The 26,036-nt window shown below is 39.7% G+C and carries 26 protein-coding genes; 15 read left to right on the forward strand and 11 right to left on the reverse strand.

Translation table 11 applies throughout. The features are described 5' to 3' along the window. Positions 1–195: 195 nt before the first annotated feature. Both RMY27_RS10505 and hemE read right to left on the reverse strand, forming a co-directional pair. The gene (locus RMY27_RS10505) at positions 196–1,155 is read right to left on the reverse strand and encodes an NAD(P)-dependent oxidoreductase (protein ID WP_322662897.1); all 960 of its coding nucleotides are present in this window, start codon (positions 1,153–1,155) and stop codon (positions 196–198) included. Between the two features lie 206 nt (positions 1,156–1,361). Beyond that, positions 1,362–2,423, reverse strand: a complete 1,062-nt coding sequence (gene hemE, locus RMY27_RS10510) for a uroporphyrinogen decarboxylase (protein WP_322662899.1) — start codon at positions 2,421–2,423, stop codon at positions 1,362–1,364. A gap of 223 nt (positions 2,424–2,646) precedes the next feature. On the opposite strand from hemE, the gene RMY27_RS10515 reads away from it, so the two are divergent. Then, the gene (locus RMY27_RS10515; RefSeq protein ID WP_322662901.1) at positions 2,647–3,384 is read left to right on the forward strand and encodes a hypothetical protein; all 738 of its coding nucleotides are present in this window, start codon (positions 2,647–2,649) and stop codon (positions 3,382–3,384) included. Positions 3,385–3,482: 98 nt separating this feature from the next. Here the strand turns inward: RMY27_RS10515 and RMY27_RS10520 are convergent, their stop codons facing one another. After that, on the reverse strand, positions 3,483–4,802 hold the full coding sequence (locus RMY27_RS10520; RefSeq protein WP_322662903.1) for an ABC transporter substrate-binding protein: 1,320 nt from the start codon (positions 4,800–4,802) through the stop codon (positions 3,483–3,485). 554 nt (positions 4,803–5,356) lie between these two features. Between RMY27_RS10520 and RMY27_RS10525 the strand changes: the two genes are divergently transcribed. Continuing rightward, a complete protein-coding gene (locus tag RMY27_RS10525; protein WP_322662905.1) occupies positions 5,357–6,100 on the forward strand; it encodes a class I SAM-dependent methyltransferase in 744 nt (247 codons plus the stop codon). 121 nt (positions 6,101–6,221) lie between these two features. Continuing rightward, entirely contained in the window at positions 6,222–7,268 is a 1,047-nt protein-coding gene (locus RMY27_RS10530) for a glycosyltransferase family 4 protein (RefSeq protein WP_416212325.1), read from the forward strand. An 83-nt stretch (positions 7,269–7,351) separates the two neighbouring features. On the opposite strand, the gene RMY27_RS10535 is transcribed toward RMY27_RS10530, so the two are convergent. Both RMY27_RS10535 and dacB read right to left on the reverse strand, forming a co-directional pair. Next, a complete protein-coding gene (locus RMY27_RS10535) occupies positions 7,352–8,266 on the reverse strand; it encodes an LD-carboxypeptidase (RefSeq protein ID WP_322662909.1) in 915 nt (304 codons plus the stop codon). 29 nt (positions 8,267–8,295) lie between these two features. Further along, positions 8,296–9,765, reverse strand: coding sequence for a D-alanyl-D-alanine carboxypeptidase/D-alanyl-D-alanine-endopeptidase (dacB, locus tag RMY27_RS10540; RefSeq protein WP_322662911.1), 1,470 nt, complete (start codon positions 9,763–9,765; stop codon positions 8,296–8,298). Between the two features lie 239 nt (positions 9,766–10,004). On the opposite strand from dacB, the gene RMY27_RS10545 reads away from it, so the two are divergent. Together RMY27_RS10545 and RMY27_RS10550 are read left to right on the forward strand one after the other, a co-directional pair. After that, complete coding sequence (locus tag RMY27_RS10545; RefSeq protein ID WP_322662913.1) at positions 10,005–10,604, forward strand: hypothetical protein; 600 nt, start codon at positions 10,005–10,007, stop codon at positions 10,602–10,604. A 165-nt stretch (positions 10,605–10,769) separates the two neighbouring features. After that, on the forward strand, positions 10,770–11,033 hold the full coding sequence (locus RMY27_RS10550; protein ID WP_416212328.1) for a sensor histidine kinase: 264 nt from the start codon (positions 10,770–10,772) through the stop codon (positions 11,031–11,033). Positions 11,034–11,077: 44 nt separating this feature from the next. On the opposite strand, the gene RMY27_RS10555 is transcribed toward RMY27_RS10550, so the two are convergent. The 3 genes from RMY27_RS10555 to RMY27_RS10565 all read right to left on the reverse strand — a co-directional run bounded on the left by RMY27_RS10555 (position 11,078) and on the right by RMY27_RS10565 (position 14,758). Beyond that, complete coding sequence (locus tag RMY27_RS10555) at positions 11,078–11,602, reverse strand: hypothetical protein (RefSeq protein WP_322662915.1); 525 nt, start codon at positions 11,600–11,602, stop codon at positions 11,078–11,080. Positions 11,603–11,610: 8 nt separating this feature from the next. Continuing rightward, positions 11,611–12,990 carry an ATP-binding protein gene (locus tag RMY27_RS10560; RefSeq protein WP_322662917.1) on the reverse strand — a complete coding sequence of 460 codons (1,380 nt, stop codon included), beginning with the start codon at positions 12,988–12,990 and terminating at the stop codon, positions 11,611–11,613. 169 nt (positions 12,991–13,159) lie between these two features. Beyond that, positions 13,160–14,758 carry an alkaline phosphatase gene (locus tag RMY27_RS10565; protein WP_322662919.1) on the reverse strand — a complete coding sequence of 533 codons (1,599 nt, stop codon included), beginning with the start codon at positions 14,756–14,758 and terminating at the stop codon, positions 13,160–13,162. A gap of 258 nt (positions 14,759–15,016) precedes the next feature. Between RMY27_RS10565 and RMY27_RS10570 the strand changes: the two genes are divergently transcribed. Further along, positions 15,017–15,919: an ABC transporter ATP-binding protein gene (locus RMY27_RS10570; RefSeq protein ID WP_322662921.1), complete on the forward strand. Its 903-nt coding sequence runs from the start codon at positions 15,017–15,019 to the stop codon at positions 15,917–15,919. A gap of 2 nt (positions 15,920–15,921) precedes the next feature. Here the strand turns inward: RMY27_RS10570 and RMY27_RS10575 are convergent, their stop codons facing one another. Further along, complete coding sequence (locus RMY27_RS10575; protein ID WP_322662923.1) at positions 15,922–16,602, reverse strand: tetratricopeptide repeat protein; 681 nt, start codon at positions 16,600–16,602, stop codon at positions 15,922–15,924. 670 nt (positions 16,603–17,272) lie between these two features. Here RMY27_RS10575 and RMY27_RS10580 point away from each other — a divergent pair. From RMY27_RS10580 to RMY27_RS10590, 3 genes are all read left to right on the forward strand, one after another. Beyond that, positions 17,273–17,599, forward strand: a complete 327-nt coding sequence (locus tag RMY27_RS10580) for a YbjQ family protein (RefSeq protein WP_100900674.1) — start codon at positions 17,273–17,275, stop codon at positions 17,597–17,599. Positions 17,600–17,934: 335 nt separating this feature from the next. Further along, on the forward strand, positions 17,935–18,567 hold the full coding sequence (locus RMY27_RS10585; RefSeq protein ID WP_322662925.1) for a hypothetical protein: 633 nt from the start codon (positions 17,935–17,937) through the stop codon (positions 18,565–18,567). Positions 18,568–18,754: 187 nt separating this feature from the next. Beyond that, entirely contained in the window at positions 18,755–19,018 is a 264-nt protein-coding gene (locus RMY27_RS10590) for a PQ-loop domain-containing transporter (protein WP_322662927.1), read from the forward strand. Positions 19,019–19,247: 229 nt separating this feature from the next. Here the strand turns inward: RMY27_RS10590 and RMY27_RS10595 are convergent, their stop codons facing one another. Together RMY27_RS10595 and sufR are read right to left on the reverse strand one after the other, a co-directional pair. Further along, positions 19,248–19,508, reverse strand: a complete 261-nt coding sequence (locus tag RMY27_RS10595; protein ID WP_322662929.1) for a hypothetical protein — start codon at positions 19,506–19,508, stop codon at positions 19,248–19,250. 82 nt (positions 19,509–19,590) lie between these two features. Continuing rightward, positions 19,591–20,274, reverse strand: a complete 684-nt coding sequence (gene sufR, locus RMY27_RS10600) for an iron-sulfur cluster biosynthesis transcriptional regulator SufR (protein WP_322662950.1) — start codon at positions 20,272–20,274, stop codon at positions 19,591–19,593. A gap of 254 nt (positions 20,275–20,528) precedes the next feature. Here sufR and sufB point away from each other — a divergent pair, with 254 nt between their 5' ends. The 6 genes from sufB (at position 20,529) to RMY27_RS10630 (ending at position 26,001) form a co-directional block, all read left to right on the forward strand. After that, positions 20,529–21,968, forward strand: a complete 1,440-nt coding sequence (gene sufB / locus RMY27_RS10605) for a Fe-S cluster assembly protein SufB (RefSeq protein ID WP_322662930.1) — start codon at positions 20,529–20,531, stop codon at positions 21,966–21,968. Between the two features lie 89 nt (positions 21,969–22,057). Further along, positions 22,058–22,849 carry a Fe-S cluster assembly ATPase SufC gene (sufC, locus tag RMY27_RS10610; RefSeq protein WP_322662932.1) on the forward strand — a complete coding sequence of 264 codons (792 nt, stop codon included), beginning with the start codon at positions 22,058–22,060 and terminating at the stop codon, positions 22,847–22,849. After that, on the forward strand, positions 22,849–24,240 hold the full coding sequence (gene sufD / locus RMY27_RS10615) for a Fe-S cluster assembly protein SufD (protein ID WP_322662934.1): 1,392 nt from the start codon (positions 22,849–22,851) through the stop codon (positions 24,238–24,240). Before sufC ends, sufD begins: the two co-directional genes overlap by 1 nt. Positions 24,241–24,254: 14 nt before the next feature. Beyond that, on the forward strand, positions 24,255–25,517 hold the full coding sequence (locus RMY27_RS10620; RefSeq protein ID WP_322662935.1) for a cysteine desulfurase: 1,263 nt from the start codon (positions 24,255–24,257) through the stop codon (positions 25,515–25,517). A gap of 103 nt (positions 25,518–25,620) precedes the next feature. Beyond that, positions 25,621–25,800 (forward strand): hypothetical protein, encoded by a 180-nt coding sequence (locus tag RMY27_RS10625; protein ID WP_322662937.1) that lies wholly within the window; start codon positions 25,621–25,623, stop codon positions 25,798–25,800. Further along, a complete protein-coding gene (locus tag RMY27_RS10630; RefSeq protein WP_322662939.1) occupies positions 25,801–26,001 on the forward strand; it encodes a hypothetical protein in 201 nt (66 codons plus the stop codon). Positions 26,002–26,036 lie beyond the last annotated feature (35 nt).

Genomic DNA, 26,036 nt, shown 5'->3' on the forward strand with positions numbered 1-26,036 from the left:
AGTTATTGACTTTTTATTAAAGTTGTTTTATTTTACCATTGATATTTTTAACTCAAATCAACGGACTGGAGAGCAGAGAGGAAAGAGGTAATTTCCATTCTTTACCCATACCTAATGACCTCAGACGCTCTCTACGAGATGAGGATAATTTTCTGCTAATATTTTCCAAACGTTGTCAAAAACCACAGATTATAATCAATTTTTAGCCTTCTCAACACCACTAATTTTCAAAACATCACTCATGGTTGCACAATAATTTGGCAAGCCGAAACTATCGGGATTGATGAATTTTTCGTATGTGAAATGCCGATAGTTCATGCAAAACCGATCCCAAGCGGCCATGCGAATGCGGAACAGAATAATAATCAAATTAGCCAATGCTATAGATATGGGAATGCGAAAGTAAATCTTTTTGCCCAGATAAGCGCAAACTTGTTTTACTGCTTGATTAGCAGTTAATGGTGCTTGACCTAAAACCAGTCGACGTGGTTCCTCATTTTTGGCAGGATGATCGATCAAATATCGCACAACAGTGGCAATATCTCGTCCGTGGATAAAGTGAAAACTACCATCTGCTTTTAAAAAACGAATTAAATTAATATATTTGGTAACTTCTGTAATACCAGATGTGACAGCAGAATAGGGTTTATTCGCATCACCGCCCAATACTACAGTGGGAAAAACTGTGGTAATTTTGGGTGCGATCGCTAATTTTTCTTTTTTCTCTAAGCACTCATATTTAGAACGGATGTAATCTGTCCCAATTTCCCCGGCTTCTTTTAATGGTTGATTGTAGCGATCCAAAACGCTAGCTGTCGAAAAATAAATCACCTGTTGGCAACGTTCTGGATCTAGCAGTTCGAGCAACTCTATAGTCTTGACAACATTAATATCAAATGTCTGATCGCCACCCCAAGCTGTGGCTGTGAGTACCGCTGTATCAATTGTGGATAGTAAATCGGCAAATTGGCGAATCTTTTGCATATCACCTTGCAAAATGTTGATACCCGAACGTGCCTTGGTATCAACTTGCAGTTTACTTGGGTTCCTAACTAGTAGATACAGTTCGTGATTTGTTTCTTTAATTAAGGCTTCTGTTAAATAATGACCTACACAACCACTTGCACCAGTCACTAAAATCCGCTTCTGGCTCATAAATAATTTATCAAAAGTTAGGAGTTAAAACTAAAGAGTTAAGAATAAAGTTAAAAGTTCCGAATCAGAAGCTATGAATCAAGTTAGAAGTTAAAAATGATGAGTTAAAAATAACTCGGCATCTCGCAACTGATAACTCCTGTACAGACGCGATTAATCGCGTCTCTACTCATAACTCCTAACTCTTAACTTATAACCCATAACTCCTAACCCTTAACTCCTGCAAGATTCAATTCCTTTGCTGTTTCAAAGAAGAAAGCGACATTTTCTTCGGGAGTTTCTGGTAAGACACCGTGACCGAGATTGAGAATATGACCCCAGTTGCCAGCTTTGCGAACCGTATCGAGAATGCGATCGCGGATAAACTGTTTAGAGCCGAATAGTACGCCTGGGTCAAGATTTCCTTGAACCTTCATTTGTTTACCCAATCTGGCTCGTGCGTCTGCCATATCTACTGCCCAGTCTACAGTGACAATATCAGCGCCAGATTGTCCCATTCTTTCCAACACACCCGCACTACCGCTAACTAGCAAAATCAAAGGTGTATCGGGATGGGTTTGTTTGACTTGCTGAAAAACTCTCTGCTGATAGGGGAGAGCAAAGGTGTCATAATCTTGAGGACTCAATTGCCCCGCCCAAGAATCGAACATTTGCACAACTTGAGCGCCACAGTCAATTTGATAGCGGGCATAGATGGCGATCGCATCAGCTAATTTAGCTAATAATTGATGCAGTATCACCGGGTCTGAAAATGCCATATTTTTGATGATGGAGTAGGTTTTAGAACCTTTTCCTTCAACTGCATAAGCTGCTAATGTCCACGGCGCTCCCACAAAGCCCAACACTGTTGATTTATCGCCTACTTCCGAACGCAGCGCTTGCAAAATTGTTTTGATAAATGGTAGAGCTGCTTCTGGTTCTAAAGGATGCAAATTATCAATTTGTTCTTGAGTGCGGAGGGGCGAGTGAATGATTGGCCCTTTACCTTCGGCGATGTCCATGTCAATGCCCAAACCAGGTAATGGGGTGACAATATCAGAAAATAAAATTACTCCGTCTGGTTGGAAAGCTTTCCACGGTTGCAAAGAAACTTCAATTGCTACATCTGGAATTTCCGAGCGATCGCGAAACGAAGGATACTTTTCTCTTAAGTCTCGATATGCTTTCATATATCGTCCCGCTTGTCGCATCATCCATACAGGGGGACGATCTACTACTTCACCACGAGCAGCACGTAAGAGATGAGGAGTCGTTGAAGAAACACCCATTTATTACTTCATCCTAAAGAGTCACTTTTTTATGCCACTGTTTAGCTTATCATTCTGGGATTACGCTTTATTAGCAAGTTGTCAGCAAAAGCCCTAGTCCCTTTACACCAAAGGGAAATCGGGTCGGAAATGGGATAAAACAAGAATTAACAAAGAAAGTGGAATATAAAAGAATTTCGTCACTCTTTTGTGTTGTCTCCACTATCTACTCTCTTAATTCCCTATGCAAACTGACTCTAACAGTCCCGATCATCTTGCATCTGCTAATAATGAGCCTAATCCAGGAAAGTATTTGATTCCGCGATCGCAGCGACAGAGGTTCTTTATTCAGTTTACCGTAATGACCCTCATCGGATGGGTTGTGGGTGGCGTTGCTAGTATCGCTTTAGAGAAAATTATTCTCCAAAGTCTCTCACCTAACATTGCTAATCAACCACAAACATGGAGCATTTTGGTTAGAAGTCTGAGTAACGTTGTATTTGCCGTGATTTTCGCTGCGGATCAAGCTCTTGTGCTTTACCGATATTTACCGGGTTGGCAGTGGCTATTTGCTACTAGTGTAGGTTGGTTGATTGCCAACGGTGTTTCTACAGCCTGGATTAACTACATTTCAACCATTGCCTCATCAGCTTCTGAAGATACTTTGATTTTTGGATTTTTGTCTGCGATCGCATATATAATTTCTGGAATTTGGCTAGGGATTTGCCAATGGCTGGTGTTGAGGCGATATACAGCAGGTATTTGGTGGTGGAATTTTGTACCCTCAATCTCTTTCTTCTGGATCACTATTTTGGTTTGGTTGCTTTTTATTATGCAAAATTTGATTCCAGAAACCTACCGTACTCCCATACTATATTGGAGTGGACAAGGACTTACAGCGGCGATTTTAGGAGCCATACCAGCAATTGGGTTGTGTACATTGAAAAGAAATTTACATCCCAAAACTGGAGTTTCTTCCTAACTTTTATCAATATATTCCATAACCTTAATATTTATGACTCGTCCGCGCATTCTCAAACCCGGTCAAAGTTATAAATTCAGTAAGTATTTTGAATTCATTTATTTACTATCCCAAATAGTGTCTAAACGCTCTTGTGCTATTTTGAGAGCTTTGTTGGGAGATTCACCCAGCAATGTAGCCTCGATAGCTCGACCAAGACTGTCAGAAAGACGGCTATATCCGGCAATAATCGGTCGAGCACCAGCCAGAGGAATTTGTTCCATAAACACTTTTAACAAAGGTTTTTTGTTGATGAATTGCTGATAAGCTACACTTTGTGCAGCTTTAATATTAACTGGTAAAAAACCGGTACCGATACTCCATTCTGTTTGGAATTCTTCACTCAAAACATACTCTAAAAATTTGAGTGCGGCTTGCTCTCTTTCTGGTGTGGTCTTCATCAAATACATATTTCCAGTAGCTGTCACCGTAGCAGGTTTCACATTTGCAGGTATGGGAAATACGTTAAAGTCAACATTGGACTTCATGATATAAGTCCAAGGGCCTGTGATCTGCATTGCAACGCGACCTGCAATAAAAGCGTCTTCTTCATAACCTCGCTCTGATGAAGAAAGGGTTGCAGAACCATCTTTTAATAGGTCTTGCCAAAATTGTAAGGCTGCGATCGCTCCTGCATTCGTCAAATTTGGACGATTATTTGTTACAACCTCTCCCCCAGCACTCAATAAAAAGGGGAACCAACTAAAGACAGTCCATTCTTCCTTTCCTAAAGGCAGTAATATTCCGTATTGTTCAGGTCGATTGTCGCCATTGCGGTCTATGGTCAATTTTTTGGCAGCTTCCCTCAACTCTTCCCAAGTCTTAGGAATTTGCGTAATTCCCGCAGATCGGAAAAGTTTGGGTCGGTAAAAAATGCCTAAATTGCTTGTGTAGAGGGGGATTGACCAAAGATGATCGTCTAATTTTAATTCTTCCCATAAGTTGGGGCTAATTTCTGACTTCAAGGGCAATTTTTCCAGCCATTCTTCTAAAGGACGGATTGCCCCTAGTTCCATAAATTGGCCTGTTAATTGAGGATCGAATGACAAAATATCTGGAGGCGCATTGCCCACAACTGCTGTTAATATTTTTGGCAATTGCGGTTGACCTATAAAGATAGATTTCACCTTCACATCAGTATGAGTCTGATTAAATTTATCTACTAGTTTATTAAACACATCCCGGTTAACAGGGGGATTGATTGATTGCCATAGACTCAGATTAATCACTCCGTCATTCCTCTGGACTGTGCTCTGACAACTATATAAGAATATGAAACATATACTCAGAATAATTGCCATCAGTAAAACCCGCCAAGCAGAATTGGTTAACTGTCGAACAAAATTGTGAATTTGGGATTGGAGAATGATAACTTTCATGCCAATTTATAAATTTTTTGTGCATCTATCACTTTACCCTTCTTAAACCATAGCGCCGTGTGGCCAATTCTATGAAGGTTAAATTGCTTTACTCTCAAACGTTCATAATCATGTAAGGCTTTTTGACAACCATCCCAATGAGCATAGCCATTTATCTAAATAATCCCATTAACAACAACTCTGTTATAAAGGTTATTCAATATATCTAATTGATGTCCAATATCTCTAAAAAATATTTATCCTCTTGCATCAGAGTGAAATATAATCCGATCGGATAGATACAGGAATACAACCTCCATTAATTAAGACAAATTATCGGAAAAACTTCTGTATTTTAGAATATATTGCTTGCTCAAATATATATAGCAATCTTATTTGAGTTGTAAATATTCTCAGTCCGCCAAAATATCAAAATAACAAGGAAAGAAATTTAAGAATCATTTAGGGCTGCCACATACTGCATTTTGTACTAATCTTTACAAGCGATAATAAGTTAAATTGGTATACATTTATTTTATAATAGAATGCGTTGATTTGAATGTGACACAAATTTTATGGGAAACTTTCCTATGCCTTCTTGCTTAAGTAGCTATTTAGAAAATTCATTTCACTTTAAGGCTCATCTACAAGACTTTTTACATCTAGATCCAGAAACTATAGAGACAAAATTAGCAGCAGAACAAGAAGAAATAAAAAACTTAGGACACAAAGATTTTAATTGGCAAGAAGCAAGTGATTTCTATCGTGATAAAGTAGGAGAACTTTACTTATTTGAATTGGGAGCTTGGCATCTGTCAAGTCATGAGTATATTGGAGATATGTTGCGGTTGATTGCAGATTCTGCCCAAGGTCGAGTGTTAGATTTTGGTGGTGGAATAGGAACTCATGCCCTTGGCGCTGCTCTTTGCCCACAAGTTGAGCAAGTAATCTATTATGATATTAATCCGATCAATCGTGATTTTGTTCAGTATCGATCTGAGAAAATGGGACTGGACAAAAAAATAGTTTTTGCTCTTGAAATGCCCGTAAAAGCTAAATTTGATACAATTTTGTGCTTTGATGTTTTAGAACATTTGTTAGATCCTAGCCAGCAGTTATTACAATTTTATCAAGCTTTGAACTCTGATGGTAAGATGATAGTGAATTGGTATTTCTTTAAAGGTTTTAATCAAGAATACCCTTTTCATTTAGATGATCCTAAAGTAGTAGAAACATTTTTCCATACACTTCAAAGTCACTTTTTAGAGGTTTTTCACCCTTACTTGATTACAACTCGTTGCTATAAGAAGCAAAGTTAAATTCGACTTCGTGTCTTTTGGGTGAAGCCATATCAAAACCCAATAAGTACGTTGTTTAGGTGAAAAAATGATGTTTATGAAAATACATTAATGACCGCAAATGTACCATAAATTATTATTTATGTCTACCCCAATGGGTGCGCTAGGTTCAGGATTGGGAGGTGGAGTAGAGTTAACGCTATCTAATATTGCTACAGAGATGCTACGACGAGGACATAAATTAGAGATTGTTGCACCGCAAGGGTCTATTAGCAATTCATTACCTATTAGAGAAATTCCTGGAGAACTAATACAGATACCAGCGCAAAATCAGAGCCGTAGCGATCCAATTGTGCTGCATAAAAATTCTGTTTTAGCGAATATGTGGGATTATGCTCGTCAAGTGCAAGCAGATTATGATTTGATTATGAATTTTGCTTATGATTGGTTGCCGCTGTATTTAACACCATTTTTTAATATTCCGATCGCACATCTGATCAGTATGGGTTCTTTGACAGATGTTATGGATCAGATTATTGAACAAGTAGCAATCAATTTTCCGAATACTATCGGTGTTCATAGTCAAACACAGGCAGCTACTTTCACATTTGCAGAGCGGTGTATTTGTCTGCTAAACGGTTTGGATTTATCTATTTATCAATTTTGCCCAAAACCAACTCAAACCTTGGCGTGGGTAGGTAGAATAGCTCCTGAGAAAGGGCTAGAAGATGCAGTAGCAGCAGCAGAAATCACTGGTATTACGCTGAAAATATTTGGGTTTAAACAGGATATATCTTACTGGGAGAAAATTTGTCAAGAATACTCTAATGCTCCCATTGAATATGTAGGATTTTTACCAACGGTTGAGCTACAAAAGGAGTTAGGTCAATGTCGAGGACTTTTAGTAACTCCTCGTTGGATAGAAGCATTTGGAAATGTAGCAATAGAGGCACTTGCTTGTGGAGTGCCTTTAATTGCTTACCGTCGGGGTGGTTTAACAGAAATTGTCCAGGAAGGCAAAACTGGCTTTATAGTGGAACCTGATAGTGTTCAAGGTTTAGTAGAAGCGATTAAGCATTTAGATGAAATTGACCGCCAAGCATGTCGCCAGCAAGCAGAAACTCTATACTCTTTAAAAGCTATGGGTGATCGCGTAGAACAATGGTTTCAAAAAATCCTGAAAAAATGAATAGTAGTAATGTGCTTTAACTTGGATATTATTTGATTTTATGTACCATCCAAACTTTTTGTGATAAAAATATTTGCGGGAAACTATGGTGCGTAGCTTGCCGCCGTAGGCATCGCTAATATTCCCGCATCTCCATCTATAGTTACCTCTACTCCCACTGGTAAGGCTGCATTGGGATTATCATGGCCAAAAGGCAAATCGGAGACAATCGGAATACCCAAATCGCCCAAGCGATCGCGCAACACTTCTTCTACACTAAAACTAGATATAGTTGGTGGCGCTTCACAACGAGTAAAACCCCCCAAAGCAATACCGCAGACTTGAGACAAAGCACCGCTCAAACGCCACTGCGTCAGCATCCTATCGATGCGATAAGGTGCTTCCGTAACATCCTCAAAAGCCAAAATTACACCATCCAGATGTGGCAAGATTGGTGTACCTAAAAGGTGAGTAGCCACCGTGAGATTCCCTGGTAATAAAGTACCATTCACTACACCACCACCCCAACCGCAACCTTTGAGAGGGGTAAAAGAACTACCTTCTACCCAATCAAATAATCGCTTAACTGACCAATCTGACTCATCTGCTAAAGTTGTCATTACAGGGCCGTGAACCCCGGAAATTCCTGCTGTATAAAGGCTCCATAATAAAGCTGTGATATCAGAAAAGCCTATGAGCCACTTGGGAGGCCCTGAGTTTGACCAATTCCAATTTTCTAAGATGCGGGTGCTGCCAAAACCACCTCTGGCACAGAGAATACCCCGACAATCAGGATCTTGCCATGCTGCTACTAGCTGTTGACGGCGATTTTCATCTGTTCCAGCTAGATAGCCCCATTTGTCATCTATCTGGGGACTGACTTTTAATTGATAACCACGCGATCGCCAAATTTCTAGACTCTGTTTAAATTCCTCAAATTCTCGCAAAGCACCACTAGGCGCAATTACTCGTAGTAAGTCTCCAGGTTTTAGGGGCGGTGGTAAGATTTTGGCTGGCATGAAAAAAGTTATGAGTCAAAAGTATAATATTAACAATGCTGCAACTGTGTCAACAATACAACAACCTCATCAATTGCCTGCCGTATAACTGTTGCAGACTGATCCGACTGATTCACGATAATACTAAAAACTAGCGGCTCATACTTCGGCGCATTCATATATCCAGATAGAGAAACTACACCTGTTAACGTACCTGTTTTTGCTTGCACAATCCCCTCAGCAGCTGTTTCTTGAAAGCGGCCCTTCAGAGTTCCACTTTTACCCGCCACAGGTAAAGATGCCCGATATATATATGCTGTTGGGGTTTTTGCAATTGCCCGCAAAGTTTGTACAAAAGCTTCTGGTGTTGCTAAGTTACGACGTGATAAACCTGAACCATCCACTAAAATGTAATTAGCTGGATCGACCCCCAATTTAGTTAAACTTGCTTTAACAACTTCTAAACCGACATCAGCACTAGTCTGATTTTTTAGTCTGGTTTTTTTCACAGCTAATGCTCTCAGCACTGCTTCAGCATAAAGATTATTACTATTTAAATTAGTTTCTGCTAATAATTCAGCTAAAGGTGGTGACTCTACAAATGCGATTTCCTGTTGATTCGCACCACCATTTACTACTAATGTTTGTCCCAAGTTAATTTTTTCTGTTGCTAAAGCAGTACGGAAGCGTCGTAAGAAGTAATAGTTAGGGTCAACTATAGGCAAATCTATTAAAGAGGGTTCAGAATTCGTTGCCAGTTGTCCTTGAATTCGTAATACTGTTCCTGACAATTCGCGGGTAACATTGACGTAGCTCGGTTGATTTTGGGGAACGGTTACTGACTGATTAATTATCCGCCACTGTTTCGCTTCACCAGGATCAATCCACACTAATTGTAAATATTTACCTACAGCCTGCGGTACAAGTTTTAAGCTAAAAATATTTTGATTCAGAATAAAGCTACTAACTGGTGTGCCATAATCTGACTGCACATCTTCCCATTGCCAGGTGGGGTTAACAATATCACCTTGAATATAACTATCATCAGCAATCAACTGCTGAATTTGGGTAATACCTTTCTTTTTTAACTGCTGTGCTAATTTTTGTAGTTCTGTATCGCTGAAGCTAGGATCTCCCCTACCGACAACACGTAAAACACCATTGCTATTCTGATAAATAGAGGTGCGAATCCGAAAATTAGCACCCAATTCCTGCAACGCGGCTGCTGTTGTCAGCAATTTGAGGTTAGACGCAGGAGTAAAATATTTTTGAGCATCTCGGCTGTAAAGAGTTGGCCCCGTTGACAGGGGTTGTACCAAAATTCCCCAGCGCACCCGACTAAATAAGGGACGATTGATTACAGCATCTATAGCTGTTCCCAGTTGGCTAGAGCAAATTGATTTTGTGGTAGTTGTTGGTGCAACTGGGGTTTGTGCTTTCGCAATAGAACTAAATCCTATCTGGCTAGTCAAAAATATTAATAAAACACCCAGTGGTTGATTTAAAGTCTTAAGTCTCACCAATTTTCCTTATCCCAAAGACAGATATTTTTACCTTACAAACAATTTCCTTCCGGAGAGAGAAGAATTGGCTCAGTAAAGTTACTTAATTAGTATAGGGAAGATATTCACATGTTTCATACATAGGCATAGGCGATGTCTACGACGGGCTGCGCCTACGCACAAACATATTTATGGGACTATAAAATAGAAACCTAAATCAACCTGCATATACAGAAATACGAAATCGAGGCAACGGTGTGAGTACATTTTTATCTGGTGTAGCTGTATTACTCTCTACTTTGGCTTTGGGATGTAGCGGCTATGTAGCTTATGAAGTTTTCACGTTGCGGCAGACACTAAATGCTACCAATACAGCCAGTAACATTATTCCCGCTCAAGTGCCAAGTCTGACAGCTACAACTTCTCCACAAGCAATAGTCTCACCATCCCCAGCTAGTGCTACAACATCAGCAATTAGCCCTGGTCAATTTGTGCAGCCTGCTTTTGGCAAAAAGGCAGAAGTTGAGTTACTTTCAGCAAAACGAATTAAAGATCCAGAAACTGGAAACCGTGATGTGGTAAATCTGCAAATGCGTATTCGTCGCCTTGCCACAGACGGAGTTGTTGGTAGCGATATTATCTCAGTGGCTAGTACAACAGCCCGCAATCCTGACACTAGCGTAACCTACAAAGGAGTTGCTCTTAACCGTTCAACAGGAAGCGTTTCTTTGTTCCAAGTACGTCCGCAAGCCTCCGCAGATGCTTATATCTGGCTAAGAGTTCCCGATGGTATCAATAATTTGGACATTTTTGTGCCAGATACAGCCGCATTTAAAAATGTACCAATTTCATTTTAGCTAGCTAACTGATATCAAATAACTCCCCATCTAGGGGAGCTATTAGTCGTTGATTGTACAAGATAATGCTTTACTTCTCTAAACAGTAGCCTGTAACTGTAAGCAGCGATTGATGCAATACTCGAAAGTTTTGAATCAGTTTATTCAACTCTAAAATCACCTGTAATTCGTATTCGTACTGAAGTCACAGATTATCGGCAAGTAGTTATTCGCATTGCCGATAATGGTAGTGGAATTCCCAAGGATATACAAAAGCGATTATTTGACCCATTCTTTACTACTAAACCCGTCGTTAAAGGCACTGGATTGGGGCTATCTATCAGCTATCAAATTGTTGTAGAAAAACATTGTGGTCAACTGCAATGTATATCTACCATAAAAGAAGGAACCGAGTTTCTTATTACAATTCCTGTCGAACTTAATTCTTGAAAAGTTAGTTAAACAATCTCTATTTTGGTTAAATACTAATCGCTTTAGGCTTTTTTGCGAGTACTTCGACGCGTAGGTGCTGGGATAGCTGGTTCATAAGCCTTGAGTCCACCATCGCCCGTAAAAATTTCCACTTGAAAAGTGCTACTGGTTTTGGCGTAATATTCAGCGACAGTCTTAATTGTCGCATCTCCGATAGAAATTTTTCTTGATGCCAGAGTAGGCCATTCAGTAGCCAGTTGTTTCAATTGCTCTGAGTTCCAAAGTTCACCTACTTGAGTTTCAAAAACTCCCCAAGGTATAACTCCATCTGCTACTTTCACTAAAATATTACCGAAAGCTTGAGCAATTTCATATCGCTTAGAGTTAGCTTGTGCAATATGATTACCAGTTTCTATAATTGTTGCTATTGGTAGTATAAACTTTGCACCTTGTTTTTCTTCTTCCTGAAAACGGGCTTCAACTCTTTTTTTATCCCATTTATTGTTATCAGAACCACAAGTCTCTTTACCAGGTACACCTAAATAAACGCAAATTATCGACGTGTCAATAATCAGAACCTTTCTCATATTTAAATTTATTTATTATCAGAAAGGCTCTTTTCAATTACACCTTTAGTTGCTAGTTTGCCTAAACTACCCGATGCTAACAAAAGAGGAAGATTTTCAATATCTTCTAAAAGAGTAAGTTTGCTTTCTCCAGTTTCTTTATCGCGGTGTGCAACAACCACAAAAGGAACTATCTCTGGGCCTAAAGCATCGAGTAAAGCTGGGTTATGGGTAGTAATTAAAATATCAATTTTTCTTTTGCTGCCAATCTCTCGCAGTATTCTTACAAGTAATTCTGCACGCGATGGATGAAGACCATTATCTATTTCTTCAATTACTAGTTGGCTACCTTCTGGTCGAGTAAGTAATGCTGTAATAATTGCTATAAAACGGAGAGTTCCATCTGACATAGTTTTAGCATCTATTAGTGTCATCTCTCCAGGTTTCCATTCTTCTTCACAGTAGAGCATTGCATCAGTTTTCAGTCTACCAACTGGCTCTGCAAATACTCTTTTAATATCACCTTCTGGTAAATCTTTGATGTAAGCTGATAGAGTCGATTCGACTTCGGCTTTTTGTTCACCATCCAATGCTGCCAGTACACCAGCAATATTAGAACCATCGCTTTCTAATATGTCAGATAAGCGTGAATAATCACGCATCAGAGAAGGAGCAGGATTTAATATAAAAATACTACTAATTTTATTAATTAAAATATTCATTAAATTAAGATAATTACCAAGTAAATTAAACTTATTGTCATCTTCATTAATCCCTTCAATCAAATCATTCGTTTGTTTTTTGACATCTTCTATTTTTTCAATAATTACTTCTGCTTTTACTTTATTGATAGTTATATTTTCTTTCAGTATATTAACTCTTTGCAATAAATCTTGGTTGGCATTATTTAACTTACTAAGTGCCAACTTCAAGTTATTCTGCTCCTTTTGCCTTTGTGCAAATAAGTGGTTAACTTCTGAAAAATATGATTTATTGGTTAATAAATTATTATTTATTAACTTTTCATGATTAATTGGTAAATTAGATAATGTTTTTTGCATCTCAAGAGATTCTTGGACAATATGAACATCTGGTTTAGTTTGTACTGTAATACTATAAAAATAATCTGTATTATCATCTTCACCTTGAACTAGTAGTTTTAATATAAATTGAGTTTCTGGTTTAAGAGCAGCCCATTCAACACCGCCTCGAATGGAGGAAAGAGTTTTATTTCCTTCTAAAGCTACTTCAATATCCTCACCTCTGACGATTCTTTTGAGCAACTCTAACGCTTCAGCTACATTAGATTTACCACTTGCATTTGTACCAATCACAACAGTCAATGGGTCAAGTGGAAGCTCGGCGTAACGGAAACTTTTCCAATTTTCCAGGATGAGTTGCTTAAGCATGATCAACTCCAAAACTCTACTTACTTAAATTTAGCTCTTAACAGTAGCGATCGCACAATTTTTTATCCTTCAACATCCCACCCAAAAAACAGCAAAGCCAGCAGATAAAGTAAAAAATTGCTTAATTACTCATATCTAACTGGCGACATCTCACTGTGATTTTGGCGATTTATTTTTCTGGCGGTAAATCTACACTGTAAACAGTCTTCCCAGCCAAGTTACGCAATGTTACGGTCATTACCTTTGTATTTCCATCAATTTTAACTCCTCCAAAGAATTGCAAACCTTCACTTGGCGGTCGATTTGCTTTTGTACCTGTAGGAAGACTTTGAAATACTAATTGTGGGCCAAAAGTATTTTCTAATTCGTTTGGCCCAAATGTGCCAGAGTTAAGCGGCCCAGCAACAAACTCCCAAAAAGGCTTAAAGTCGGTAAACTGAGCTTTAGCGGGGTCGTAATAGTGAGCTGCTGCATAATGTACATCAGCAGTTAACCAAACAACATTCTGGATATTTTTGTTTTTGATAAATCGTAGCAAATCGGCAAGTTCTAATTCTCTTCCTAAAGCTGGGCCATCTCCATTGGCCCAAGCTTCAAAATCAGTACTACCGTCTTTAACTATTAATCCCAAAGGCATATCACTAGCAATCACTTTCCATGTCGCTTTTGATGATAGCAATTGTCTTTTCAACCATTGCAATTGTTTTCTGCTCAAAAAGTCTGTTTCTTTACTTGGTACTAGCTGATTATTGGGGGAATTTGGCCCCCGGTAGGTACGCTCATCCAACATGAAAATGTCTAATAATGGGCCATAGTTGAAAGAGCGATAAATTTTCGCTTTCTCTGGATTATTGTTTTCATATCCAATAGGCAGATATTCTAAAAAGGCTTGTCTTGCCCTTTGAGCTAGCAAGTTAACATCCTTAACTGTATAACGGTCATCGCTTAGAAATTCACCAGGATACCAGTTATTTGTGGTTTCGTGGTCGTCCCACTGCGCCAATATAGGAACTTCAGCATTGAAACGCTTGATGTTTTTATCAAGCAAATTGTATATATAGTTGCCACGAAATTCTGTTAGGGTTTCTGCTACTTTGGATTTTTCTGGTGTGGTGATGTTTTTCCAAATTGTGCCGTCATCTAGAGTCACTTCTGATTGAATGGGACCATCAGCATAAATATTATCGCCAGAATGGATGAAAAAATCGGGATGAAGTTGGCGCATAGTTTCGTAAATTTTCATTCCACCAAAATCAGGATTAATACCCCATCCTTGACCGGCGGTGTCGCCACCCCAAACAAAGAATATATCTCGTCCAGATTTGGGGGGAGTTCGGAAACTACCATAAAAAGGAGCGCTGTAGGTGCGTTGATAATCTAAATCTTGGAAAATCACCCGATAAAATAATTTTTGGTCTGGTGGTAGATTCTTCAGATAAAGTCGTGCTGTAAAGTCGCTATTTTTTAAAGCATTAGGCCCGACAACTCGCTGCACATTGCGAAAAGATTCGCTAGTAGAATATTCTACAATCATTTTGGCAGAGCGATCGCTCCGACTCCAAATCACGATGCTATCGTTAGATATGTCTCCGCTAGCTACACCATAAGGTATGCCAGGACGCATTTTATCAGAGGTGATAATTGCAGGTGCTTCGCCAAAAACTGGTGATTTAGCAACAAAATTTGTCGAAATAATTCCACCGGCTGTGATAGCTGAACGTAGCAAAAACTGACGCCGATTTAGCTTCAATGGGTGATGAGATTCCATACTAAATAACAGCAACCTTAAACTAAAGTATTACAGGATAAGTGTTTACCACACGTTGTTATGTCAACAAGTAAAGATTGAGTTATCTAAGGGTTAATAAAATATATTTAGTTTGATGTAATCAGAATGGTAGTCTTGATTATGAACTGGTGTGAGCAAATTTATCCATGACCAAGCAAAAAAGGATACAGAACAACTAAATTTATTTATGAGCTTGTTAATTTTTAATTTTTAATTTTTAATTCGGAGCGAAGCGACGTGACTGCTGCTGTCTTTCTAGAAAACGTCTACAAGTTTTACAACAATGTACCTGTAGTCAATGACCTGTCATTCCAAATTGAAGCGGGAGAGATATTTGCTCTACTTGGCCCGAACGGTGCAGGGAAATCAACCACAATTCGGATGCTGACTACACTTACGAAACCATCCCAAGGACGCATAGAAGTAGGTGGATATGATGTGATGCGCCAAGCAACGTTGGCAAAACAGAGTATTGGTGTAGTCTTGCAACAAGTCAGTGTGGATAACGATTTAACCGTCTGGGAAAATATGGAACTGCACGGGAGGCTACATCACATTAGCAACCCGCAGCGACAAAAATTGATTAATCAATGGCTACAGTATGTTGAGCTAGCAGAAAAACGTGATGATTTGGTAAAAACCCTGTCTGGGGGTATGAAACGACGGTTGCAAATTGCCAGAGCCTTATTGCATCAACCGCAAATTTTGTTTTTAGATGAACCAACCGTAGGACTAGACCCCCAGACCAGGCGACGCCTCTGGGAAATTATTCGGGATTTAAATAAACAAGGGATGACGATGCTACTGACGACCCATTATATGGATGAGGTCGAATTTTTGTGCGATGCCTTTGGTTCTACTAAGCCAGGACGCATCGGTATTATGGATAGCGGTAAGCTGATTTCTTTGGGAACTTTACAACAGCTGCGTTCTGCTCACGGTGAAGGTTTGGTGATGAAACAATTAGGTGTATCTAATGTGAGAAGTGATGGCGCTCGTAATTGGGAATATCTGTTTTTCCCATCCTTGGAAGCAGCAAATATCTACTTGAATGAACAGCCCGATAAAACCGGAATGATGGTGCGTCCCTCTAATCTGGAAGATATTTTTGTGGAATTAACGGGACGCCAGTTAGATTAACCTCATCCTCCTAACTGCCGCAGCATGGCTTCTACCCTTTCTACGCCATCTGAGTCATTGCGCCGTTTATACAAGTCACGGGCTTTCTGAAGCAAGCTGTTTGCTTGTTTGGCTTGTCGTCGCTGTTTATACATCGAACCCATCAACTCATAAGTCTGGGCGTTGTTTTTATCCAAATCGATTGCTTGTTGGTATGCCCAGGTAGCGGCATTATAGTCTCCCATACGCGATTGGGTCACAGCCAATCCTAAATAGGCGTTGACGTTGTTACGATTCAGCTGTATGGCACGACGATAACCTTCCTTTGCCCCACGTGTGTCGCCCAAATTGGCTTTGATGTAACCCACAGCGTAGTAAAAATCACTATTGTTTGGGCTGATACCGATCGCACGACGATAAGCTGCTAATGCTGCCTGGTAATTTCCCTGTTGAGCGTATAAATACCCAATACCTGAATGGATTTTAGCATTCTTGGGGTCTATACTAGCTGCTTGCTGATAAACAGCGATCGCACCACCATAATCCCCGGCATTCACCAACCTCCGTCCTTCCTCCAGTAATTGCTTTAACTCTGGGTTTTTAGCTTGCGCCACTAATACCTGAGCCTGAGCTACTGAAGGTATAGTGAAAGTAAAACATCCTAGTAACACCACGCTAAACACGAATGATGTTGGCTTGTACACAGTAAATTTCCTGAAATTTTAAAGAACTTTTTTCTTGTACATTAAAACAAAAATATGGACTTTTGAAAACTGTATTTCTTCGTATTGATTAAGATATTAATAGTTCATGTTCCTTTCCTTTACAATTAGCACTATATAACAGAGTTTTTACTGAAAGATGAAGTGTAAGTGATCGGCAGCAGGTGAAAGTACCTTATATTTAAACTAGTACTCTCGCAAAATGACACCTTTTTTAATCAGTAGTTATACGTGTTACCCTGAAAAGCCCAACAGCCCAACAGGTATCTGGCTGAATCGTAGATGCTGATGTGCCAAGCTTAACAGGCTGTGATATTCATTCCTGTTTTTTATTTCATTTAAGAATATGCTGACTCAGTATCCACTTTTTTCACATTTTTAGTCCCTTGATACTACCTTTAGAAAAGTTATTATCTAGGCGTTTACATCTTTTTTTAGTCATTACAAGGTAAGATAAATATAAGATGTAAAATGCTCCTTTAAGTACTGATTACTGTTTAGAACTATACTAAAGCTGAAAGCGTAATCTAAAATTATGTGAGATAAAGTTTCTCAAACCTGTATTCTGTAATAATAGTTACCATTAATCAAGTATTTTGATAAATACTTTGATAATAAATATTAAGATATATCCTATATAGGAGGTTAATTTATGATTATAACTACCACTGATGTAATTCAAGGAGCCGTGATTGAGTCATATTTAGGTATTGTTACCGCAGAAGTAGTCTACGGCAGCAATTTCTTGCGGGATTTTTTGGCTGGTATTCGAGATATTATTGGTGGACGCACTGGTAGCTATGAGCGCCTATTTGAGCAGGGTCAACGCAAGGCATTAGAAGAATTAGAACAACGAGCGCAACGCTTAGGAGCAAATGCTGTAATTGGGATTGAAATTGATACTGGCACAATCAATCTTGACCAGTCAGGAGTGCTTTTGCTGATTACTGCCACAGGCACAGCTGTCAGGATGCGTTAATTTTTGACGATCTTTACTTTTGAAATTTCTTACAAAGTTTTACTTTCAGTCTAATCTCATAGACAGTTAAAGCTACTTTATTATCAGAATTAATACTCATCTTTTAATTTAAAATTTTTGCCTAGATGATTTTTAAATAATTCTTCAGAAATGAATAAATACTAAATTGTATTAATAGTTGTGGAAGAAAGTCTGTTTTTACCACTAAAGATAGACCTATTAAATATTTCTATTGGTAGATATAAAAACAAATGATTTAGTTATTTAATTTTAAACATAAAGATGAATATACCTAAACAGGAACTTTGCTGAAACAGCACTGGAGAACATAAGCTATGTCATACGTAAATCGTACAGGTAATGACGTTATTCCTACTGACCCTGTGGTAGCAGGCCGAGTAAGTGAATATCATGATCTTGTTCGCTGGGGACCGATTATTTCTGGTTTGTTGGTTGCTTTAGCCACTCAATTAATTTTGAGCTCTATAATTGGTGCATTTGCGGCAGGCGCAGTTGAAGGCTCAGGTGCACCCAGAACAATAGCCCCTAACGCTGCGGGTAATGCGGGGCTTTGGTCAACTATCGCTTTACTAATTTCCCTATTTACTGGTGGTTGGGTTACAGCCCGTGCTTGTGGGCCGATGAACCGCAATACAGCTCTTCTTAACGGCGCAATTCTTTGGGCAACGACTTTGGCAGTTAGCTCATGGCTTTTAGCAAGTGGAGTATCTGGTGCTTTTGGTGTTGCTGCTTCTAACGCTGGGGAAGTCATCAACCAGGTACAACAGCAAGGTAGTGTTAATGTACCCCAAGCAAACATCACTGCCCAACAAACTCGTGATGCAGCAGCTAATTTGCGTTCGGGATTGTGGTGGTTTGTGTTTGGTTCTTTGTTGGGTTTAATAGCCTCCATGATTGGAGCCGTAACTGGCGCTCGTAGTCCTCGTGCTAACAATTACAATGCCTAAATAATTGTTTGACAAATTCAATATAATGAATATATAAAGCACTTTTCAAAAGGTGCTTTCTGTTTTTTAATTAATTAATACTCCCTCACTTTGGAGCAACTTTCTAAATATCCTTTTAGTTGTTTAAAACAACTATTATAATCCAAGGTTAAATGTTTTTCATGGTTGAGTATAACTGAATAAAAATATGAGAGAAATAGTTACTTTTTTATTCGGCTTAGGTTTTGTATTCAATGCTAGTTTATTTGTCCCCCAAGCTATCAGAATCGTCAGAACTAAAAGTGCTCAAAATATCTCTTTAATAACTTTTGCTGGCTTTAATATTATTCAATTTAACAGTGTTCTTTATGGTTATTACTACAAAGACCAAATTTTGATGTATGGTAATCTAGTTAGTTTTATTGCCTGTGGAACAGTAACATTATTGGCAATATATTATAGAAAAGGCTAATCTATTAACTAGTTATACCAATTCTGTATGAAGATGCACAGAATATTAAACGAACCGCCAAGTACGCCAAGAGTAGAGAGTTACTCATTTAGTGCAGCTTCACATTAAATTGGTGTTAAATCCAAAATACTCCTATAAGATTCCTATTTATTTTATTTAAAAAAAATAGGGTAAGCTTTCCCCACCCTACATTTATTTTATTGAAAAATTTTCTTACTATATCTTTAAATCACCACTTTAGATATGCAGCTTCAATGCCCTGTTCACGTCGGATTTTACCGTCTTTTTCAAACCAAGCAATTACTTGCTGTGCTGTCAAATCTTCAATAGCAACGCTGTATTCTTGGGCAATATGCTTCAAAAGCTTAAGTGATGAAATTGTCAATCTTGTTAAAAATTTTTCTGAGGAAGATAACAAAGCCCCGTCTACTTTTGCTGATTCTTCCAAGGTTAAAAATTGTGCTGATGGTTGCTGTGGTGGTACATCCATAAATGCTATCTCAAACTTAGTTGCTATTCAGCTATTATCCATTACCACGGCTAGATGTAAATCGAATTTATCTATGATAATTTTACTGACGAATTTGTACTAAATAGCCACAACGGTGTTCGCCATCAATAATCCAGTGGGTGCGTTCTACGGTACAATCTGGTAAGACGGCTGCAAACATTTCTAATTCGTGACCACAGATGCTGGGGAAAGACTCGGCAACGTTGGAAATGGCGCAGTTATGCTCCATTAAGATAAAGCGATCGCTCTCAAAGCAGTCATTCACATCAACAGGGTGATACTCCGCCATGAAGCCTTCCGCTTTTCTCAACTCTACTAACTTAGCTACACGTTCTCGCAGTGAACCGTTACCGACGCGATCGCGGTATTCTTTAGCTTTGCGCTGCCACTGTTTCTCTAAAATCGATTTAAATTGGTCGTCTCCTACCGTTTCGGCTAAGGTGTCTAGCAACGAAACCGCAAAATTTCCACTTGCATCACCAAAGCGATCGCTCATTGTTCGATGCAAGCGATCGCGTCCTTGACGACTCAATTCATAAAGATGCTGCGGACGCCCCATCCCCGCCGCCTGCACTGATGTCGAATACAAAACTAGCTCCTCCGTCTCCAAATCTTTGAGATGGCGACGAATAGCTTGGGGGGTAACGTCTAAAACTTCAGCTAGCTCCAAAGCCGTTGCTTTTTCGTGTTTGTGCAAATATTCTAGGATATCTTGCTTGGTTGAGGACTGGTGGGTAGTCGCCATCTTCATGTGGTGCGAGACGTTCAGCGAACGCCCCAAAAATTAATTTCTTTCAAAATTTGACTTTGACAACATTGTTGTTGTTAATTTAGCGTAAAATGAAGATAGATTAAACAACATAGCTGTTGTTTTACTCTCCACCACTATTCTAGCAGCCGTGTAACCATTCCGTAACGGTAGATGGGAATCGGCTAAAGAAACCCCGTCTCCCATCCTTATAGAGAGATTCAAGTTCCGAACACGAGAGATTATTACTGATGAGTGCCACTGTCAAAACCTTAGTCAACCAACCCTACAAGTACGGCTTTGTCACCGATATTGAAGCCGACACTATTCCGCGTGGACTAGACGAGGACGTTATCCGCTTGATCTCCTCTAAGAAGAACGAACCGCAGTTCATGCTGGATTTTCGCCTCAGAGCTTATCGCCAGTGGCAAAAAATGACGGAACCAACTTGGCCGAATGTCAAGTATCCGCCTATAAATTATCAGGATATCATTTATTACTCAGCGCCAAAACGCAAGAAAGAAAAACTAAACAGCTTGGATGAAGTTGATCCAACCCTTTTAGAAACCTTTGAGAAGTTAGGCATTTCTCTATCTGAACAGAAACGACTGGCAAACGTCGCCGTCGATGCAATTTTTGATAGCGTTTCTGTCGCCACTACATTTAAAGAAAAGCTAGCGGAAGATGGCGTTATTTTCTGCTCAATTTCTGAAGCGTTGCAAGAACACCCAGAACTGATCCAAAAATATTTGGGTAGCGTTGTTCCTATAGCTGACAATTATTTTGCCGCCTTGAACGCCGCCGTATTTAGCGATGGTTCTTTTGTCTATATTCCTAAAGGCGTAAAATGCCCAATGGAACTGTCTACCTACTTCCGCATCAACTCTGGTGACACGGGACAATTTGAGCGGACTTTGATTGTCGCCGAAGAAGGTAGTTATGTTTCTTACCTCGAAGGTTGCACCGCACCGATGTATGACAGCAACCAGTTACACGCCGCCGTTGTGGAACTCGTTGCCCTCGACAACGCCGAAATTAAATACTCCACTGTGCAAAACTGGTACGCTGGTGATGCCAACGGTAAAGGCGGTATTTACAACTTTGTCACCAAGCGCGGTTTGTGTCAGGGCGTAAATTCCAAGATTTCCTGGACTCAAGTAGAAACAGGTTCAGCAATTACTTGGAAATATCCTAGCTGTGTGTTGGTGGGTGATAACTCTGTGGGTGAGTTTTACTCGGTGGCGCTGACAAATAATATGCAGCAAGCTGATACGGGTACAAAGATGATTCACGTAGGGAAGAATACCCGCAGTACAATTATTTCTAAAGGAATCTCCGCAGGTAATTCTAGTAATAGCTATCGGGGTTTAGTGAAAGTTAATCCGACGGCTAAAGGTGCGAGAAATTATTCCCAGTGCGATTCAATGCTGATTGGGGATAATGCCCATGCCAACACTTTCCCTTATATTCAGGTGCAAAATAACGGCGCGAAGGTGGAGCATGAAGCTTCTACTTCTAAGATTGGGGAAGATCAATTATTCTACTTTGCTCAACGGGGCATTTCAGCAGAAGATGCCATTTCGATGATGGTTAGCGGCTTCTGTAAGGATGTTTTTAATCAGCTACCGATGGAGTTTGCGGTGGAAGCTGATAAGTTGTTGAGTTTGAAGTTGGAAGGCAGTGTTGGATAAATGGAAGCAAGGATAAACACAGGGACATCGGCGTTCTGTGTTTATCTTTTGGAATAACGAACCGCAGAGGCGCAGAGAAGGGAGAGAAGATGATTATTGAAAATAGTGAAGTTGTGCTGTCGGTAAGGAATCTGACGGCTAATGTTGATGGGACACCGATTTTGAAAGGTGTGAATCTGGAGGTGCGATCGGGTGAAATTCATGCGATCATGGGGCCGAATGGTTCTGGTAAGAGTACTTTTTCTAAGGTGTTGGCTGGGCATCCGGCGTATGAGGTGACTGGCGGTGAGGTGATTTTTCAGGGACAAAATTTACTGGAGTTGGAACCGGAGGAACGCGCTAGAAGTGGTGTGTTTTTGGCGTTTCAGTATCCGTTAGAAATTCCGGGTGTGAGCAATTTGGATTTCTTGCGGGTGGCGTACAATTCTCGGCGGAAGGCGCAAGGTTTAGAGGAAATAGACGCTTTTGATTTTGACGATTTGATTGAAGAAAAGCTGGATGTGGTGAAGATGAATTCCAGTTTTCTCAGTCGTAGTTTGAATGAAGGGTTTTCTGGTGGCGAGAAGAAGCGGAATGAAATTCTGCAAATGGCGCTACTAGAACCAAAGTTAGGAATTTTGGATGAAACCGATTCGGGTTTGGATATTGACGCGCTCAGAATTGTGGCGAATGGCGTAAATCAACTGGCAAGTCCAGAAAATTCGACAATTTTGATTACTCACTATCAACGATTACTCGATTATATTGTGCCTGATTTTGTCCATGTGATGGCACAAGGGCGGATTATTACGAGTGGCGGTAAGGAACTGGCACTAGAATTAGAGTCTCGCGGTTATGACTGGGTGCTAGAAGAATTTGCAGCTGCTGAGGTGGGTGTGTAATGAATATTCAAGTATCTCCTAGTCCAATACCTAATTCAAATGCAGTCAGTTTGACATCGATGTTAGATAGAGATGATTATCTGACTGGGTTGTTAAATCAAGTAACGGCAATTAAAACAGAAGGTTGGTTGCAGGAATTACGCCAAAGTGCTGCTAATTGGGTACGTCACTCGATTATTCCCACCACCCGCGAGGAAGAATGGCGATTTACTGATTTGTCGTCTTTGCGGCAAATTCAATTTAATTTTCAGCCAGGCCAGATATCAAATGCAGAGGGTATACCTTTATCGCTGCCAGAAGCACTAAAAAATCGTTTAGTGTTTGTTAATGGCAAATTTGCACCTGCTTTATCTGCAATTGCCAACTTACCACCTGGCGTTAAGGTGAGTAATTTAGCTAGCTTGTCTGCGGATAATCGTGAGCATTTAAAACAGTATTTAGCTCAAACAGAAGGAGCGCAGGAAGTATTTACCGCGCTCAATACTGCTGGCATAAACGATGTAGCGGTAGTGTGGGTTTCCAAAAATGTAGAAGTGGAAACGCCAATTCATTTACAGTTCGTAACTGTGGCTGAACCTTCAATTTTTTCTCTACCGCGTTGTTTAGTAGTAGCTGAGGCTGGAAGTAGTCTTATTTTAGTTGAAGAGTATACAACTCCTTCAGGTCTTGTAGGCGATTTTGTAGAGAATACTACACCAGAATTTGTTGGCTTTACTAACGCAGTAACGGAAATTTGGCTGGGAGAAAATGCTCAGGTAAATCACACTCGGATTCAACGCGAACATTTGGCCGATTTTCATATAGGTAAGACTGCTGTAATCCAAGCTCGTGATAGCCGATATACTTGTCATGCCATAACTTTAGGTGCAAAGTTGTCACGGCATAATTTGGAGATTTTGCAAACTGGTGAGCAGACACAAACTACTCTCAATGGGTTGACGATAATTTCTGGTAAGCAATTGTCTGATACTCACAGTGCGATCGCACTTAACTATCCTCACGGTACAAGTGACCAATTGCATAAATGTATTGTAGGCGATCGCGCTCATGCGGTGTTCAATGGTAAAGTTTTTGTACCCAAACCAGCGCAGTTAACAAATGCATCCCAGTTAAATCGCAATTTGCTACTATCATCGAAAGCCAGAGTTGATACCAAACCCCAATTGGAAATTACTGCGGATAATGTAAAGTGCGCCCACGGTGCTACCGTTAGCCAATTGGAAGATGATGAAATATTCTATCTGCAAAGTCGGGGAATTGATGAAAACGATGCTCGGAAGTTGTTAATTAACGCCTTCGCTGCTGAAGTTATCAATAAAATACCAGTTCCCTCTCTGCGAGAAATCCTTTTAAACACAGTGAATAATCTCAAGTCCCTGACTAATGAGTAATAACTAATCTACCAATGACTTTCACTCCTACCAAAACCCTTGCTGATAAAGTTCGCGCTGACTTCCCGATATTGCATCAGGAAGTCAACGAGAAACCCCTGATTTATCTCGATAATGCTGCAACATCGCAAAAGCCTTTATTCGTATTAAATACCCTACGGGATTATTACGAACAATATAATGCTAACGTGCATCGAGGTGCCCATACCCTGAGTGCTAAAGCTACCGATGCTTATGAAGGTGCTAGAGATAAAGTTGCCAAGTTCATCAATGCTGCATCGCGTCAGGAAATTGTCTACACCCGCAACGCAAGTGAGGCGATTAACCTAGTCGCTTATAGCTGGGGAATGAATAATTTGCAGCCGGGAGATGAAATTATTCTCTCGGTGATGGAACACCACAGTAATATTGTGCCTTGGCAATTGGTGGCACAAAAAACGGGTGCAGTACTTAAATTTGTAGAATTAACACCAGAAGAAACTTTTAATTTAGAACAGTTTAAAAAGCTGATTTCTGAGAAAACTAAGCTGGTGTCGGTGGTGCATATTTCTAATACTTTGGGTTGTATTAACCCAGTAGAAGAAATTGGTGCGATCGCTCACAGTTACGGTGCTAAATTTTTAGTTGATGCTTGCCAAAGTGTTCCCCACTATCCTGTAGATGTGCAGAAGATAGATTGTGATTGGTTGGTAGCATCTGGCCATAAAATGTGCGCTCCAACCGGGATAGGATTTTTGTATGGCAAGTTGGAATTATTGGAATCAATGCCACCATTTTTTGGTGGTGGTGAGATGATTGCAGAGGTTTACTTAGACCATTCAACTTATGCAGAATTACCGCATAAATTTGAAGCTGGTACACCTGCAATTGGGGAAGCGATCGCACTTGGTGCTGCGATAGATTATCTTAGCAATATCGGCATGGATAAAATCCACGCCTACGAAGCAGAATTAACAGCTTATTTGTTCCAGCAATTAGAGCAAATTCCCCAAATTAGAATTTACGGCCCCAAACCAAATGCAAAAGGTGAAGGGAGAGCCGCTCTTGCGTCGTTCACAGCCGGAGAAGTCCACGCCAACGACTTATCTACATTATTAGATCAAGAAGGCGTTGCCATCCGTTCTGGACACCACTGCACACAACCATTGCACCGTTACTTAGGTCTTGCTGCAACCGCACGAGCAAGTCTATCTTTCTACAATACCCGCGAGGAAATTGATATTTTCATCAAAGCACTCAAAGAAACTCTCGACTTTTTTGCAGGTTTCCTTGCTTAAAGTTACAAAATATTCAGACAGTAATTGTGCCAAATATCAGCAACATATCTTGCTAATAGTTGGCACAATTTAATTATCTGGATTATTTACAGGAGCAAATAAAGTGTCATACAGTGACTTTACTTTAGATAAAGTTAGAAAAACCTTTGGTCTAACTATTTCTGATAAAATTGATATATTTCCATCTTTACAAGAAGTAGAGTGTCCACCATTACTTGCAGAAGTATTGCGTGAAAATGTACCTTTAGCTCTTGCTAGTAATACAGAAAAATCTCGCTCATAGATGATTATAGCACCAATTCTAATTACTGTAAGAAAATATTTAAACAATCAAATAAGTTTATTTTCTGGTATCGATTTTACTGTTGATTCAGCACAAGGTTTAAATGGAAATTGTGATTTTATTATTAGCCGTTCACCAGAATTATTAATTCTTAACGCACCAGTTATTACAATTGTAGAAGCTAATACCAATTTAATATGAAGCTGCATAGAAAAGAGCTTCTAGGATAAAGTTAT

Source organism: Nostoc sp. DedQUE09, from assembly GCF_034530915.1.
Taxonomy (GTDB): domain Bacteria; phylum Cyanobacteriota; class Cyanobacteriia; order Cyanobacteriales; family Nostocaceae; genus Nostoc.

Coding starts and splice junctions, on each gene's coding strand:
- RMY27_RS10505 (WP_322662897.1), bottom strand. CDS start 1,155: ATGAGCCAGAAGCGGATTTTAGTGACTGGTGCAAGTGGTTGTGTAGGT.
- hemE (WP_322662899.1), bottom strand. CDS start 2,423: ATGGGTGTTTCTTCAACGACTCCTCATCTCTTACGTGCTGCTCGTGGT.
- RMY27_RS10515 (WP_322662901.1), top strand. CDS start 2,647: ATGCAAACTGACTCTAACAGTCCCGATCATCTTGCATCTGCTAATAAT.
- RMY27_RS10520 (WP_322662903.1), bottom strand. CDS start 4,802: ATGAAAGTTATCATTCTCCAATCCCAAATTCACAATTTTGTTCGACAG.
- RMY27_RS10525 (WP_322662905.1), top strand. CDS start 5,357: ATGGGAAACTTTCCTATGCCTTCTTGCTTAAGTAGCTATTTAGAAAAT.
- RMY27_RS10530 (WP_416212325.1), top strand. CDS start 6,222: ATGTCTACCCCAATGGGTGCGCTAGGTTCAGGATTGGGAGGTGGAGTA.
- RMY27_RS10535 (WP_322662909.1), bottom strand. CDS start 8,266: ATGCCAGCCAAAATCTTACCACCGCCCCTAAAACCTGGAGACTTACTA.
- RMY27_RS10555 (WP_322662915.1), bottom strand. CDS start 11,602: ATGAGAAAGGTTCTGATTATTGACACGTCGATAATTTGCGTTTATTTA.
- RMY27_RS10560 (WP_322662917.1), bottom strand. CDS start 12,990: ATGCTTAAGCAACTCATCCTGGAAAATTGGAAAAGTTTCCGTTACGCC.
- RMY27_RS10565 (WP_322662919.1), bottom strand. CDS start 14,758: ATGGAATCTCATCACCCATTGAAGCTAAATCGGCGTCAGTTTTTGCTA.
- RMY27_RS10580 (WP_100900674.1), top strand. CDS start 17,273: ATGATTATAACTACCACTGATGTAATTCAAGGAGCCGTGATTGAGTCA.
- RMY27_RS10585 (WP_322662925.1), top strand. CDS start 17,935: ATGTCATACGTAAATCGTACAGGTAATGACGTTATTCCTACTGACCCT.
- RMY27_RS10590 (WP_322662927.1), top strand. CDS start 18,755: ATGAGAGAAATAGTTACTTTTTTATTCGGCTTAGGTTTTGTATTCAAT.
- RMY27_RS10595 (WP_322662929.1), bottom strand. CDS start 19,508: ATGGATGTACCACCACAGCAACCATCAGCACAATTTTTAACCTTGGAA.
- sufR (WP_322662950.1), bottom strand. CDS start 20,274: ATGGCGACTACCCACCAGTCCTCAACCAAGCAAGATATCCTAGAATAT.
- sufB (WP_322662930.1), top strand. CDS start 20,529: ATGAGTGCCACTGTCAAAACCTTAGTCAACCAACCCTACAAGTACGGC.
- sufC (WP_322662932.1), top strand. CDS start 22,058: ATGATTATTGAAAATAGTGAAGTTGTGCTGTCGGTAAGGAATCTGACG.
- sufD (WP_322662934.1), top strand. CDS start 22,849: ATGAATATTCAAGTATCTCCTAGTCCAATACCTAATTCAAATGCAGTC.
- RMY27_RS10620 (WP_322662935.1), top strand. CDS start 24,255: ATGACTTTCACTCCTACCAAAACCCTTGCTGATAAAGTTCGCGCTGAC.
- RMY27_RS10630 (WP_322662939.1), top strand. CDS start 25,801: ATGATTATAGCACCAATTCTAATTACTGTAAGAAAATATTTAAACAAT.